A 15638-nucleotide genomic window follows, 5' to 3' on the forward strand; every position below is an offset into this window, starting at 1 on the left:
TTATCCGGCCTGTTTTATATTTTATTTAATTATAAAAGTTATTTAACAAGGACGAAATGAAAGATTTTATTGGCTTAAGATATTAGTCTTAATATGTAGCTAAATAAAAATCTTCTTTTCTACGCATTTCCTTTTCTTCATCTTCTGTTTTATCCTTATAACCGCAAAGATGAAGAATGCCATGGGCTAAAACTCTTCTTAGTTCTTCTTCGTAGTTTCTGGATAGGGTAGAAGCGTTGTCTGAAATGCGCTGCAAAGATACAAAAATCTCCGCGCTTATTGTTTTGCCTTTAACATAATCGAAAGTGATGATATCCGTATAGTAATCATGCTGCAGATAATCTTGATTTATCTTAAGCAAATATTCATCATCACAAAAGATGTAATTGATTTCGCCTAATTTTTTTTCTTCTGAAAGAATGATATCTTCCAGCCATTTAGTATAGTCTGTATGTACAGAATCTGGTAAGTTTTCGTAAAAGAATTGTATCATTGTTTTAAAACCAGTGTCCTAATATAACACTGAATATGCCTTTTTGATTATTTTTTAATGAATGACTGAAATTAACCTTAATCTGGCCGAAAGGAGATTTATATCCCGCAGTTATTCCAAGTGAACTGTAATTAAGTTTAACAGCATCTTCGAAGGTAATATCATTCGAAAGGTTCGCAAAAGAGAAATTCCCACTGATGAAATAATTTTTGTTGAATCTAAACTGAAGATCATTTGAAATAAGAATAACATTATTGGTACTAAGCTGAGCAAAATAAAAACCAGCAAAGCTTTTAAAGTTAACCACATTTTGTTCAAAAATTCCCCCTAATCTATATTTATAAAATTCAGGCAGATGCTCTCCTAAAGTTACTCCACCATATAAGTTCAGTCGATAAGTTAATTGTTTTGCAAGAGGAACGTTTATTCTTATATCTGCCTTTATCTGAACTATTCTTTTTTCCAATTCGGATTTCATCAGATCGATAACTTTACCTTCAGCTGATATGTATATTCCTTTTGTCGGAAAATCCTTATCATTTTGAGTATCACTTTTTATAAATACATAAGGATTCAGAAAACGACTTACTCTTTCATTGGTACCATTATTATCAGCACTAAAATAGTCATGGCTTATTCCACCCCCAATTGCAAATTTATCCTTCCAAATGGACTGAATATAGGCTTCATTTCTCAACCATTGCCAACTATCAAATACATTGTTATTTATATCCTTTAGATCAATACTCATCCCAGAAGAATAAATTCCGAATCCTGGTATATATCCATTGTCAATAAAATAGTTCAGATAGTACCTTGGCTGATCTCCCACAATAACATCTAAAGATAAATTTGAGTTTCTGAATAAAAGACGCTTAGCAGAATAGTTGAGTAATAACCCTGTCTTGAAAACTTCATCATAATGCAGGCCGAATTTAAAAAAATGTCTGGCATCATCTTCAGTAACATATAATTTCAGATAGTTTGCATTGTTCTCTGTTACAATATCGTAATTGATAAACTTGTAATTATTGGTTGCAACCAGCCTGTCTATTTTTTTATTGATACTGCCATAGGTTTCCAAAGAGGGGAGATGTAATCCCATTTTCCCTAAGGCGTAGTTTTTACCATATATTTTGCTTCCAATTAAAGAAAGACTATCAATCTTATATACGTTGGAATAAATTGGATTTATACGCTGTCTAAGGCGGTCAAACGATCGCTTTGGCAACTGATCTAATATATCAACGTATTTTAACCCTTCAACATATCCACTATCGAGAATTTTTTTCTTTTCATCGTAGCTGGTAGCAGACATCCCTTTTAAATTAGGTTTAATATTGATATCTGTGTATTTATATTGCCGTTTGGTATCTTTATGAATATTCATATCGATAATCTGATTGAGAATGGCAATAATATTAGTTAAATCCTCTCTTTTCGATAGATCCTGATTAAGGTCGACACCGATAACAATGTCGATTCCTTTGTCCTTTAATGGCTTTGAAGGATAATTTACAGTCATGGCCCCATCTATGTAAATGCTGTCACCAACCTTTACGGGATCCATTAGTGACGGAAATGCTGAACTCGCCATAATAGACTGTACAAGATCTCCCTTTTCAAAAATCTGCATATTTCCACTTTCCAGATTAGTTGCTACACACATAAAGGGAATGGGTAGTTTTGAAAAATCATCGATATTGGAAACGTTTTTAAATAGTTCCTTTAAAAGATATACATTTTTCTGACCCGTGCTTATGGAAGAGGGGAGGTTAATCTTTCCATTTTTGATAGGAATTGACAAAAGATATTTGTCTACAGATTTATTAAAAAATGTACTTTCTTTCCTTGACTTAGGATCCATTATTAAAGAATAGAAATCCGTATCCATTACAATTTTTTCTATTTCTTTTCCTGAATATCCCGAAGCATATAGACCACCAACAATGGCTCCCATACTTGTACCAGCAATGTAATCAACCTTTACCCCTAAGGAGTCCAATACTTTGAGTACTCCTACATGAGAAAATCCTTTAGCTCCACCTCCGGCCAGCGAAAGCCCAATTCTGGGATTTTTTGGAATTACCAATCCTTTTTTTACCTGCGAATGCAGCAAAAGCAATTGGAATACGAGTATAAGAACCAGGAGTTTTCTCATAGAGTTAATCTTTTATATAAATCCGCTTCACCCGCGGCGAAATGGAGGTTAATACTTCATAGGTTATTGTTTTGCAGTAATCTGCAAATTCTTTTAAACTTGGCTTTGAATTAAAGATAGTTACCATATCCCCTTCTTCAACGTTAGGAATATGATCTATATTGATCATCATCATATCCATACAAATACTTCCAACGATAGGAGCTAGGGTTTTATGTATTCCAACATTACCAATCTGATTGCCAATCAATCTTGGAATTCCATCTGCATAACCTACCGGGATTGTGGCTATTTTCGTCGTGTGATCGGTCTTATATCTTCTGCTATAGCCCACAGATTCTCCATTTTCTACGGTTGAAATCTGAGAAATAACGGTTTTAAAGCTTACAGTGGATTGAAGCTGTTTTTGTATTTCACTATTTGGTGACTCACCTAACATTCCGATACCAATTCTTACCATATCATATTGATGGTCCGTATAACTTGTAATTCCTGACGAATTCAGAATATGACGGATAGGCTGATATCCCAGCTTTTCAATAAGATAGTTGGAGTTTTTCTCAAAGATTTCAAACTGATTTAAAGTAAACTCTCTTTCATCCGGCATATCAGAAGATGATAAGTGGGTCAGGATACTTTGAACCTTTACATTTTTATTTTTTAAAGTTTCACTTAACTGATCTAACTCAAATCCTTTAAAACCAAGTCGATGCATTCCTGTTTCCAGTTTAATATGGATAGGGAATTTTTGGTCATATCCGGATTTCTGAACGGCTTCATTAAATAATTCTAATACCCTGAAGCTGTAAATTTCCGGCTCCAGATTATATTGTATAATCGCATCATAACTATGCTGTGCAGCATTCATGACAACGATAGGGGTTGTAATTCCTTTTTTTCGGAGTTCTACGCCTTCATCGGTATATGCAACACCAAGATAATCGATATGGTGATGTTGTAAAAATTCTGAAATCTCATAACTTCCTAAACCATAAGCATTTGCTTTTACCATTGCCATTACTTTAGTCTCAGGTTTCAATAGAGATTTATGATAGTTGATATTATGAAGAATTGCGTTCAGATTGATTTCCAAAACGGTATCATGCTTTCTTAGTTCAAGAATGTCTTTAAGCCTTTCAATCTCAAATTTTCGCGCTCCTTTCAAAAGAATAATCTGATTTTCAATATCCGTAAGGTATTTACTTTCAATTAATTCCTGAGTATTGATAAAAGTAAAGGTTTTAGATTTAAACAGATCGCTAAATTGGGTTATTTCGTTTCCAATTAAGAATACAGAGTCAAATTTTTGTTCATTAACAAGTTCAGAAACCTCTTCATACAACTCTTTTGAATTCGAATTCACCCCTACAATATCAGTTAAAACCAGAGATTTTTTTGTTTTTTTATATTCGTTTAAAAATTGTAAAGCTGTTTTCAAAGAATCCAGATCCAGATTAAAGGAATCATTAATAATGATATTATTTTTATTTCCTTCAATTGCCTCTAATCTCATTTCTACAGTTTTCAGAGCGTTGATTTTTTCGATGATCTTTTGATTGTCAATATTCAGCTCTTTTAAAACCGTAATAAGGGCTAAAGCATTCGTTAGAGTAGCTTCATCCCTTTGATGAACGGGAAAACTTATTTCCTCATTAAAATATTTTACGATGATGTTTTCATCTTTAGAAATGCTATTTTTAATAAATACCTGATTTTCATTTTTGAAACCGTAGGATATTAATTTTTTACTTGAATATAATTCTTTTATTTTCTGATTAACTAGGGAATTATCTCCGTTGTAAATAATGACTTCAGAATCTTTGAACAGCTTGATCTTTTCATTGATCAATTCATCATCAGACTCAAAGTTTGCAGCATGTGCAGTTCCGATATGAGTGAGAAGACCAATCTGAGGTTTGAAAATATTTTCCAGCTTTTCCATTTCATTGGGCTTGGAAATTCCAACCTCAAAAATCCCTAGCTCATAAGAATCATTAATTTGAAGTAATGAAAGAGGGAGTCCTATTTGCGAATTAAAACTTTTAGGACTCTTTACTGTAGAAAATTCGTTCCACAAACACTGATAAAGCCATTCTTTTAAAATGGTCTTTCCATTACTTCCTGTAACTCCTATCGATTTCAGATGAGAATGTTCAAAATGGTATTTAGAAAGTTTTTGAAGAAAGTCAATAGAACTTTCAACTAAGATCCAGGTGATATTTTCAAATTGCGGATACTGATGTTCGGAAATAATAACGTTTATCCCCCTATCAATGGCCGATTCTATGAATTTTTCACCGGAATTTTTTTTTGTATTAATTGCAATGAATGCAGTATTCTTGATTGAATAGATAATTCTGCTATCAAAAGCTATATTTTTTATAATAATATCAGTATCACCAATAACTTGTGAATTGGTGATATCTGCAATTTCTTGTATCGTATAATTCATTACTTCCCGTCAGCTTATTTTTTATAAACAGCCAAAACGTAAAGTTCTCTAAAAAGAATATTTTTATGACCTGTTAAAATCAGAAATTTCTCAACAAGGTATGAGGCTTAATTTTACCAGGGATAAAATCTCGGCACCCTAAAAAGATTACTATTAAATTATTTTTACGTCTTTGCGTTTAACTTAGTATATAAAATTATAAATTAAAATTAATCTAATTTTAGGTTATTTAAAAATTATTTTTTTTTCTTTAAAAGGACTTCATCTATAAAAACCCTGCGGCTTACAGCTTCATAACTTTCTGTTTCTCCCAATTCCACTAAATTATTTCCCTGAGAAGTTCTCATAGAGTAATTAGCCAGATTACCCGTTCTCTTACAAATAGCGTGCACTTTGGTTACATATTCTGCAGTGGCCATAAGATTGGGCATTGGTCCAAATGGACGTCCTAAAAAGTCCATGTCTAAACCCGCAATAACAACTCTTATTCCACTATTTGCCAACTGATTGGCAATGTCAACAATACTTTCATCAAAAAACTGTGCTTCATCAATTCCTACCACATCACAATTAGAACCCAACAAAAGGATTTCGTTGGGATTTTCTACCGCGGTGCTTCGGATCTTATTCTGATTATGTGATACCACATCTTCTTCAGAATATCTGGTATCAGTTTTTGGTTTAAAAATTTCCACATTCTGCCCTGCCATTTCTGCTCTTCTCAGCCTTCTGATCAACTCTTCGGTTTTTCCGGAAAACATTGAGCCACAAATAACTTCCATCCAACCGCTTTGTTTGGAGTGATTAATTGTATTTTCTAAAAACATTTGTTAAATTAGCCGTAATATTTTAACATCAAAAGTAAGCAATTTTTAACAAGAATCTTATATGCAGAATATCCAAGATTTAAAGGAAAAAATTTTTTTCGAATCCAAGAATATCATTGATATTTTGGAGAAAATAAACAATGTGGATGAATTACTTTCCAAGCAAGATCTTGTGGATGAGCTTGCCAATAGGATTTCTTTTTTGAAGATGCTGGAAAAGAATATAGAGTATTTTATACCAAATACATCGTCACAAAATACCGAAAGTCAAACGAATAACTCTTTTGTGAATGATGAACTTGATAGCCAGGAGTCAGCACATGAAGTGACGGAAGAAGAGGCGATTTTCAATAATGAACTGAATGAAATTGATGAAAATGAGGCTTCGGAATATGAAGAGATTGAGCATGTAAATGCTCCAACTACGGCAGAACAAGATGAAATTTTCAACAATCAATTGACTGAAATTGTTGAGAATGGATATCATGAAAATGTAGTTAATTTTGCAGATGAGGAAAAAATCGCACAAAATTTCGAAACAGAAATTGTAGAAAAAGATACTGAAGAAGACTCACATGATGATCAGATTGAAGAAGAGGTGATCTTTACGAATCAACTCAATGAGATCAATGAGTTTGAGAACGAACCTTCTAATTATCAGGAATCGAGTATGAATTCTTTTGATGAAGAGGAAAGTATTCAGAATAGTATAGAAGAAATGAAAACTAATGAAGAAAGGATTTTTGAGAGTGATGTAAAAGAATTTCTTGAAGTAAATGAAAAGATTCCAAGTATTTTCGATAGTGAGGTTTTAGAAGATGATGAAATGCTGATTGAAGAAAATGAATCACAGTTTATATCTTCAAATGTAGCGATTGAACAAGGTGAGATGGTAATGGAAACTTCTAATGTAGAAAATATCCTTAGCGAAATAAAAAATGATGCCCAGGTTGAAGAGATACATGAAGAACAAGCTATTTCTGATGAAATTAATAAAAGAAAAATTGTTGATATAGATCATGGATATCAGGAATCTGAAAAAGAGAAATATCCTTCTGATGAAAGCTTTGAAAATCTCGATGCTTACAATCAGGAGAAAAAAATAAAATTAGCAAATATTAAAGGATTAAAATCTATTCAGTCACTGTTTGATGATGATCCTTTAGAAAGAGAAATTCCTCGGGAAAAGAATGAGCCGGTTGTAAAAGAAGACAATGGAAGTTTGTTGAAGACCAATATCCCAACAAATTTTATGGAAGCTGAAAAATCTAAACCTGAGTTCAGATTGGATCTGAATGATAGGATAGCTTTTTCAAAAATGCTATTTGATGGAAGTCAGTCCGAGTTGAATACTGTAATTTCAGACCTAAACAGTTTTAGAACGCTAGAGGAAGCTAAAGAATATTTAAGTGACTTATATTACTCCAGAAACTGGAGAAAAGTAGATGAATATGCCCAGAGATTATGGGTATTGGTGGAAAATAAATTTTTATAATTTTAATTTTGAGCGGAATCCTATATTTTGTTCCTACTCCCGTAGGAAACTTAGAAGATATGACTTTCAGAGCCGTGAATGTACTGAAAGAAGTAGATTATATTTTATGTGAAGATACGAGAACATCCGGAGTCCTTTTAAAGCATTTCGAGATTTCTAAACCTTTAAGATCTTATCATTTGCATAATGAACATCAGGCAACGGAGAAAGTAATTTCCGACCTTGAAAGCGGCCAAAATGTTGCTATTATTACTGATGCAGGAACACCTGGAATTTCTGATCCCGGTTATTTATTGGGAAAAGCAGGGGCAGATCATAATATTGAGATGATTTGTTTACCTGGAGCAACAGCTTTTGTTCCGGCACTTGTGGTATCCGGACTTCCAAATAATGAATTTTTATTTGCCGGTTTTCTCCCACAAAAGAAAGGAAGACAAACCAAGCTTAAACAGCTTGCAGAAGAGAAAAAAACAATTGTTTTATATGAGAGTCCTCATAAAATAAACACAACACTAGAACAGATCAAAGAGTTCTTCGGTGAACATACAAAAGTAAGTTTAAGCCGTGAAATTTCTAAAAAATTTGAAGAAACTAAAAGAGGAACGATCAATGAATTAATCGAATTTTCTAAAAGTAAAACTTTAAAAGGAGAAATTGTTCTTATTGTGAATAATTCTAATTAATTGAAAAAGCTATTTTTTATACTACTTTCATCAGTTTCTTTCGCACAGCAAACTGATCAATACAAACAGATCTTACTATCAAAAAAACTGGGTAAAGAAGTACGCTTTTACTCAAAGGGATATGGAATAATTTCTGAAACCGGTAAATCGAGTATAGTAGATTCTTTAGGAGTCATTACTGCTGATTTCCCTTACAAAAGTGAGATCTCCCGCCTGACGAAAGACCGATTCATTGTAAAAGGGAGAGAAGGAGCTTTTAATGGAAAAACGGCTCTGATTGACAATAGAGGAATTCAGTTAATACCATTCGATAATTTTAAGTTCAGAACCTGGGAAAATAAACAAAGACTCATTTATTCCAAAAGTGGACGGGATTGTGTTTATGATTACAACGGAAAGCAGATCATTCCTTTCTCTGATAGAATAGAATTTGCCAGTGAGAATAGATTCTTTGTGAAAATTGGAAAAAGCTGGAAGATCTATGATTTTGATGGTCAATTAGTTTCCGATAGGGAGTTTGATGAAAATTTGCATTTTTATAAGGGAAGGGTATATATTATTACCGGTTTTAGAAAAGGCGAGATCATTGATAATAATGGGAAAACGATAAGTTCTATTTCCGACCACTATATTGATGGAATTATTTCCTATCCTTTTCTCGTTACTAAAAATATTCCTAAAGATAAATATGGAATTGTAGATGCAGATGAAAATATATTGGCTGAAGAGATCTACGATCAGGCTTTTGTGGGAACAGAATACATCTATCTTAAGAAAGATGATAAAGTAAGTATCTTTTCTAAGAAAGATAAAAAAGTACATGCTACGGATTTCGGATATGTAAACCATTTATTTAATGGCTTATTCAGAACGGTTCCTGAGAATAAAAATCCTAAAGTTGCTGTAATCAGAACCAACGGAGAAATTGTATTGCCTCAAGAGTATGATGATGTAGATGCTCTTAAAATTTCAGGGCAAGACTTTCTTTATCTGAGAAAAAATAATGAAGAAACACTTTTAGATAAAAATCTGAATAGTGTTTTAGATGGGGATTATGAGATCGAGAAAATATTTTCTAATTATCTGATTCTTAAAAAAGAAGGGGTGTTCTACAGATTTTCACCAAAGGATAAACAATACAAAGTGCTGGAGAATATTGTTTCTATAAAACCTTTTGTACGTTTACCCGGGCTGATCTATAAAAATAAAGAAAATAAATTCGGAATGATGAATGAAGAAGGAATTGAAATAATTCCAGGGATCTACGATGATATGATCACTTTCCTTTCTGCCAATGAAATTGTTGTAAAAAAAGAAAATAAATTCGGAGTTACAAACTATAAGAATGAACCTCTTAAAGATGTAGTTTATGATAGCTACTCATCGGATAGAAAAGGGGTAAAACTGACGAAGGGTAAAAATTCAGAATTTTTATATTTTACGCATTCTGAAGATAAAACAGTCTGGGATTGATCCTCAAACATGACAAAAAACAGACTTAATACGAAAGTAATGTATGATTAATAATGCGTTGAATAACAAATTATAATATCTTTGCGGCTATTTATTTTGTCAAAAAAAAATATATTAAATTAGCCGCTAATCAATACATTAGTAAATAGAAAAGAAAATAATTGTCATAGATATGAAACTATTAGAAGGAAAGGTAGCACTAATTACCGGAGCTACAAGAGGAATTGGAAAAGGAATAGCTGAGATTTTTGCTCAACAGGGAGCAAAAGTGGCTTTTACTTATGCCGGTTCTGTAGACAAAGCAAAAGAATTAGAAGCGACTTTAAGTTCTGTAACTCAAATAAAAGGTTACCAATCTGATGCATCAGATTATGATGCTGCTCAAAAATTAGTAGATGATGTAATGGAAGAATTTGGCAAGATCGATATACTGGTCAACAACGCTGGAATTACAAGAGATAATCTGTTATTGAGAATGTCTAAAGATGATTGGGATACTATTATCAGGGTAAATTTAGATTCTGTATTCAACCTTACTAAAGCTGTAATCAAACCTATGATGAAAGCAAAATCAGGTTCTATTATCAATATAACTTCAGTAGTTGGGGTAAAAGGAAATGCGGGACAGTCTAATTATGCAGCTTCTAAAGCTGGAGCAATTGGATTTACAAAATCTATCGCCCTTGAATTAGGATCAAGAAATATCCGTTGTAACGCTGTTGCCCCAGGATTTATTGAAACTGAAATGACCGCTTCTTTAGATGAGAAAACACTTAAAGCCTGGAGAGATGGAATTCCAATGAAGAGAGGTGGACAGCCTCAGGATATTGCAAATGCCTGTGTATTTTTAGGAAGTGAGATGTCAACTTATATTACCGGACAAACATTACATGTTGACGGTGGAATGTTAACATAAAAATAAAGAAAGCCAGATCAATTGATCTGGCTTTTTATTTATCTTAATCTTTGAAGATTTGATTTTCCTGTTCCTGAACCCTGATGAATGTGGTTCTCTTGGATAGTTCTTTAAGTTTGGAGGCCCCTACATAAGTGCAGGTAGACCGTACACCTCCTAAAATATCTTTTACAGTTTCCGAAACCGGACCTTTATAGCCTACTTTCACAGTTTTACCCTCTGAGGCTCTATATTCTGCAACACCACCGGAATGTTTATCCATTGCTGTTTTTGAACTCATTCCATAAAAAAGACGGTATTTCTTTCCGTTTTCTTCAATCATCTCACCACCACTTTCGTCATGCCCGGCAAACATTCCGCCCAACATAACAAAATCTGCACCACCACCAAAAGCTTTAGCGACATCTCCTGGGACTTTACAGCCCCCATCTGCAATAATATGGCCTCCCAGACCATGAGCAGCATCAGAACACTCGATAATAGCTGAAAGCTGGGGATAGCCAACTCCCGTTTTTACCCTGGTTGTACATACTGAACCAGGTCCGATCCCTACTTTAATGATATCTGCACCTACCAAAAGAAGTTCTTCTACCATTTCTCCTGTAACCACATTACCTGCCATGATAATTTTATCAGGGAAATTAGCTCTTGCCTGCTTTACAAACCCTACAAAGTGCTCAGAATAACCATTGGCTACATCAATACACAGAAACTCTATTTTTGGATGCTTTTCGATGATTTGTCTAAGTTTTTCTTCATCGGCTTTTCCAGTTCCTGTACTTAAAGCAATGTATTGATTGATACTTTCAGGCTGACTATTTAAAAACTGATCCCATTCCTCAACAGAATAATGTTTGTGAACTGCTGTAATGATTTTATCTTTTGCGAGTTCTACAGCCATTTCAAAAGTACCTACAGTATCCATGTTGGCTGCAATGATGGGAGTTCCCGTCCATTTCTTTTTGGTGTGTCTGAAAGTAAATTCTCTTTCTAAACTTACTTCAGACCGGGATTTCAGGGTAGATCTTTTCGGGCGGAACATTACATCCTTAAACCCTAATTTTATATCATATTCTATACGCATTGTAATTATTTAGAATATTAAAATTAGCAAATAATATTAAATATAGTATTTTTGAAAGCATGGATTTTCCTGTTACTTTTCAATTATTTGGTAATACAGTATTAGCGCATCCTCTTTTTGAAGCGTTGGGGATGTTTATGGGGATGCGGTATTATTTTTATTTAAAAAGAAAATCAACAGAAAAGCTTACTTTTAATACTTCTGCAGCGGTTCTTATTGGAGCAACAGCAGGCGCTTTAATCGGGTCAAAGTTAATTGGTAATCTCGAAAACCCTTACAAACTATTTGAACACTTTGACTTGAAAAGTATTTGGTCGAATAATACAATAGTGGGTGGACTTGCTTTTGGTTTAATGGGCGTGGAGTTGGCAAAAAAGGTTGTTAAACATAAAGAAAGCACGGGAGATCTTATTGTTTTTCCTTTAATGCTGGCGATCATTATTGGTAGGATAGGCTGTTTTCTTACCGGGGTTTATGAAGAAACCTATGGTTTGCCAACAGACTCAATATTTGGGATGCATCTTGGAGATCAGTATTTACGTCATCCTGTTGCACTTTATGAAATCGTATTTTTAATCAGTCTTTGGGTGATTTTAAAGATAAAAAAAAGTACAAAAGAGTACCTATCCGGGTATATTTTCCAACTATTTATGTTGAGTTATTTTACCTTTAGATTTTTTCTGGATTTTATAAAACCGAGGGTAGGTATTATTGGAAGCCTGGGGACGATTCAGCTTTTATGTATTTGTGTAATTATTTATTACATCTTTAAGATTAGAAAAACAAAAACCGTAAATTCACCTTAAAATATTTAAAAATGAAACTCTTAACCCTTTTGGAAGGTGGAAATCTGGGCGGAATGGTTGCAATGATTATTTTAATAATAATATTGGGAGCCCTATTTATTTCATTCATTATTACAATGATTGTGAAGATCTCCTATGAATGGAAAGGAGATAAAAAATTTACCAAAAAACAATTTATTCAGAGCATGCTGATTTGTCTGTTGATCTGTGGTCTGATCAGTGGGTATATTTGTGGTGGAGGAATATAAAATTACATTATGCCAATACGAAATTATACATATTACGATTATACAATTAGTCTTTGCCCGGAATGTCTGAAAAGAGTGGGAGCTAAGATCATTATAGAAGATGAATCCGTTTTCATGACGAAAAGATGTCCTGATCATGGTTTTTTCAAAACAAAAATTGCTTCCGATGTCCATTATTATAAAAACATCAGAAACTATAATAAAGCATCAGAAATGCCTTTGCATTTTGGAACGGACGTAGAATACGGCTGCCCTTATGATTGTGGACTGTGTGTGGATCATGAACAGCACAGCTGTCTTTCCATTGTAGAAGTAACAGATCGTTGTAATTTGACTTGTCCTACATGCTATGCAATGTCATCTCCTCATTACGGAAGTCATAGAAGTCTCGAAGAAATAGAAGCAATGTTTGATGTGATTGTAAAAAATGAAGGCCAGCCGGATGTTGTTCAGATCAGTGGCGGAGAGCCTACCATCCATCCTGAGTTCTTTAAGATCATGGATATTGCTAAGTCGAAGCCGATCAAACATTTAATGCTCAATACAAACGGGGTTAGAATTGCCAATGATCCGGGTTTTGCAGAAAAGCTGGCAACTTACGCTCCCGAGTTTGAGGTTTATCTTCAATTTGATTCTTTTAAACCAGAGATTTTGATCGATTTTAGAGGAAAAGACCTCACCGATATCAGAATGAAGGCTCTTGAAAAGCTGAACGAGCTTAACCTTTCTACGACATTGGTCATTGTTCTTCAACAAGGCAAAAATATAGATGAGATTGGAAAGATCATTGATTTTGCATTGAAACAAAAATGTGTGCGTGGAATTACATTTCAGCCTGTAGAAATTGCAGGAAGAAACAGGGAAGATTCAGCACATGAAAAAATTACTTTAACGGAAGTAAGACAAGAGATACTGAATCAATTCCCATTATTGAATTCAGATGATATTATTCCCGTTCCCTGTAACCCGGATGCTTTGGCAATGGGATATATTTTAAAACTTGAGGGTGAAATTATTCCTTTAACGAGGTATATCAATCCAGCTGATTTACTGAATAATGAGTCTCGAAATACAATTGTGTATGAGCAGGATGCCGGACTCCAAATGCAGCTTTTGGACATTTTCAGTACTGGAATATCTGTAGATAAAGTAAAACCTAAAGTGAATCAATTACTTTGCTGTCTTCCTGAGGTTTCGGCTCCAAATCTGGATTATGATAATTTATTCAGAATTATTATCATGAATTTTATGGATGCTCATGATTTTGATGTTCGCGCAGTAAAGAAATCCTGTGTTCACATTGTGAATAAAGATCTGAAATTAATCCCTTTTGAAACAATGAATCTTTTTTACAGAGATGGGAAAAAGGAATATCTGGAAGAATTAAGGAGAGAGGATAAGGTTCTGTTTTAGTATTATCCAGGACCTAGTTCTTTTATACTCAAAAAATTTGAAAGAAATAAAAAAGGGTGAAAAACTATCGTTTAACACCCCATAAATTTATTGTTCCTCTATGATGGAAACCTAGTTTCTCATATAGCTTTTTAGCTCCGGTATTAGTTTCAGCAACATGAAGAAAAGGTGTTTTGTTATCTTCAAATATTTTCCCGGAAACAAAAGCGACAAGTTGCTTTGCATAGCCTTTTCCAAGATAATCTGTATCTGTAATAACAGCACTTACTTCCGTCATATCATTCATCTGCATTCTTTCTCCTGTTACTGCTACCAGTTTGTTATCTTTAAATATACCAAAATAACGACCCAATTCCGGAGTTCTGTTTTTAAAATAATGCGGATAGAACTTTTTGATAAAATGAAGGAGTTCTTCATTATTCTCCTCTCTTAAAAGATCAATTTTTTCTGTAAAGTCCAGATCAATTTTATTCTCCAATACATACTGATCACAAACAAGCTGAGATAATTCTTTTTCAAAATTACCATAAGGTTTAGCCCCAAAAATAAGAAAGTCATCACAGATTTTTGAGTATTCTGTGATATCTTTTTCTTTTGCAACCTCTGATGAACCTCCGAAAGCTGCGACTTCAGGATTGTAAAATTTAGAATCTCCAAAGTTTAAGCAAAACTTTTTATGATGCTCATTAAGTGAATGATAAACAGGATTGTCTAGTTTCTCGTACATTAATCGAAATTCATTACTTCTTCCAGAGTCTTCATATATTCATAAGCTGTTAAATCAAACTTTACAGGAACAATGGAGATATATCCATTGGCTAAAGCGGTTTCATCAGCATCTTCGGATTCATCCATGTTATTGAAATATCCTGTTAACCAGTAATATTTTTTTCCGTGTGGATTTACTCTTTCATCAAAACTTTCTTCCCATTTTGCATGAGCCTGCTTACAAACTTTGATTCCTTTTATATCTCCGGCAGGAAGTTTTGGAATATTTACATTGAGAACGATCCCTCTAGGCATTGGATTTTCCAATGTTCTCCTAACGATATTTTGAATAAATTCTTTGGCTTGTGTAAAATCTGCTTCCCAGCTAAAATCAAGTAATGAAAATCCAATTGCTGGAATTCCTTCTACACCAGCCTCTACAGCTGCAGACATTGTCCCGGAGTAGATTACATTAATAGATGAGTTCGCTCCATGATTGATTCCAGAAACAACAATGTCGGGTCTTCTTGTTAAAATTTTATCAAGAGCCATTTTGACACAGTCTACGGGGGTTCCACTACAAGAATAATCTGTTTGAGGACCATCTAGCTGTACTTCTTCGTAACTTAAGGTAGAATTAATAGTAATAGCATGTCCCTTTCCACTTTGTGGGGAGTCGGGTGCTACCACAATCACTTCTCCGATTTCGTTCATAAAACTGATAAGATTTCTGATACCAGGTGCTGTAATTCCATCATCATTAGTAACCAGAATAAGTGGTCTTTCCATAAAATATTTTAATTTTAACAAAAATACTCAAAACTATCCGATATTTGTAAATAAGGTATTAAATTTGATAGTTTGTAACAGTAATTTAAA

General features: G+C 33.6%; 14 protein-coding genes. 7 read left to right on the forward strand and 7 right to left on the reverse strand.

Annotated elements, in window-relative coordinates:
* Positions 1–88: 88 nt before the first annotated feature.
* The 4 genes from ybeY to AC3WRL_RS07590 form a co-directional block, all read right to left on the reverse strand.
* Positions 89–493, reverse strand: a complete 405-nt coding sequence (ybeY, locus tag AC3WRL_RS07575; RefSeq protein WP_492330042.1) for an rRNA maturation RNase YbeY — start codon at positions 491–493, stop codon at positions 89–91.
* Positions 494–497: 4 nt separating this feature from the next.
* Positions 498–2654 (reverse strand): patatin-like phospholipase family protein, encoded by a 2157-nt coding sequence (locus AC3WRL_RS07580; RefSeq protein ID WP_214829953.1) that lies wholly within the window; start codon positions 2652–2654, stop codon positions 498–500.
* Between the two features lie 4 nt (positions 2655–2658).
* On the reverse strand, positions 2659–5106 hold the full coding sequence (locus AC3WRL_RS07585; RefSeq protein ID WP_492330043.1) for a bifunctional UDP-N-acetylmuramoyl-tripeptide:D-alanyl-D-alanine ligase/alanine racemase: 2448 nt from the start codon (positions 5104–5106) through the stop codon (positions 2659–2661).
* A 236-nt stretch (positions 5107–5342) separates the two neighbouring features.
* The gene (locus AC3WRL_RS07590; protein ID WP_214829959.1) at positions 5343–5933 is read right to left on the reverse strand and encodes a thymidine kinase; all 591 of its coding nucleotides are present in this window, start codon (positions 5931–5933) and stop codon (positions 5343–5345) included.
* A 61-nt stretch (positions 5934–5994) separates the two neighbouring features.
* On the opposite strand from AC3WRL_RS07590, the gene AC3WRL_RS07595 reads away from it, so the two are divergent.
* From AC3WRL_RS07595 to fabG, 4 genes are all read left to right on the forward strand, one after another.
* Positions 5995–7428, forward strand: a complete 1434-nt coding sequence (locus AC3WRL_RS07595; protein ID WP_492330044.1) for a DUF8457 domain-containing protein — start codon at positions 5995–5997, stop codon at positions 7426–7428.
* Positions 7429–7436: 8 nt separating this feature from the next.
* A complete protein-coding gene (gene rsmI / locus AC3WRL_RS07600) occupies positions 7437–8111 on the forward strand; it encodes a 16S rRNA (cytidine(1402)-2'-O)-methyltransferase (RefSeq protein ID WP_214829965.1) in 675 nt (224 codons plus the stop codon).
* Positions 8112–9584, forward strand: coding sequence for a hypothetical protein (locus tag AC3WRL_RS07605; protein WP_214829968.1), 1473 nt, complete (start codon positions 8112–8114; stop codon positions 9582–9584).
* Between the two features lie 172 nt (positions 9585–9756).
* On the forward strand, positions 9757–10500 hold the full coding sequence (fabG, locus tag AC3WRL_RS07610) for a 3-oxoacyl-[acyl-carrier-protein] reductase (protein WP_214829970.1): 744 nt from the start codon (positions 9757–9759) through the stop codon (positions 10498–10500).
* 43 nt (positions 10501–10543) lie between these two features.
* Here fabG and AC3WRL_RS07615 read toward each other — a convergent pair whose 3' ends face one another.
* Positions 10544–11584 (reverse strand): GMP reductase, encoded by a 1041-nt coding sequence (locus AC3WRL_RS07615; RefSeq protein WP_492330045.1) that lies wholly within the window; start codon positions 11582–11584, stop codon positions 10544–10546.
* A 59-nt stretch (positions 11585–11643) separates the two neighbouring features.
* Between AC3WRL_RS07615 and AC3WRL_RS07620 the strand changes: the two genes are divergently transcribed.
* Genes AC3WRL_RS07620 through AC3WRL_RS07630 form a run of 3 tightly spaced genes read left to right on the forward strand, consistent with a single transcriptional unit; the run spans position 11644 to position 14051 of the window.
* Positions 11644–12390 carry a prolipoprotein diacylglyceryl transferase gene (locus AC3WRL_RS07620; RefSeq protein ID WP_492330046.1) on the forward strand — a complete coding sequence of 249 codons (747 nt, stop codon included), beginning with the start codon at positions 11644–11646 and terminating at the stop codon, positions 12388–12390.
* 11 nt (positions 12391–12401) lie between these two features.
* Positions 12402–12638, forward strand: a complete 237-nt coding sequence (locus AC3WRL_RS07625; RefSeq protein WP_261510551.1) for a hypothetical protein — start codon at positions 12402–12404, stop codon at positions 12636–12638.
* A gap of 9 nt (positions 12639–12647) precedes the next feature.
* Positions 12648–14051: a radical SAM protein gene (locus AC3WRL_RS07630; protein WP_214829977.1), complete on the forward strand. Its 1404-nt coding sequence runs from the start codon at positions 12648–12650 to the stop codon at positions 14049–14051.
* A gap of 64 nt (positions 14052–14115) precedes the next feature.
* Here the strand turns inward: AC3WRL_RS07630 and AC3WRL_RS07635 are convergent, their stop codons facing one another.
* Positions 14116–14778, reverse strand: a complete 663-nt coding sequence (locus AC3WRL_RS07635; RefSeq protein WP_261510553.1) for a GNAT family N-acetyltransferase — start codon at positions 14776–14778, stop codon at positions 14116–14118.
* Positions 14778–15548 carry a 5'/3'-nucleotidase SurE gene (gene surE, locus AC3WRL_RS07640; protein ID WP_261510555.1) on the reverse strand — a complete coding sequence of 257 codons (771 nt, stop codon included), beginning with the start codon at positions 15546–15548 and terminating at the stop codon, positions 14778–14780. The genes AC3WRL_RS07635 and surE overlap by 1 nt, the downstream gene beginning before the upstream one ends.
* Positions 15549–15638 lie beyond the last annotated feature (90 nt).

It is taken from the genome of Chryseobacterium sp. FW101-FHT12H09, from assembly GCF_058790395.1.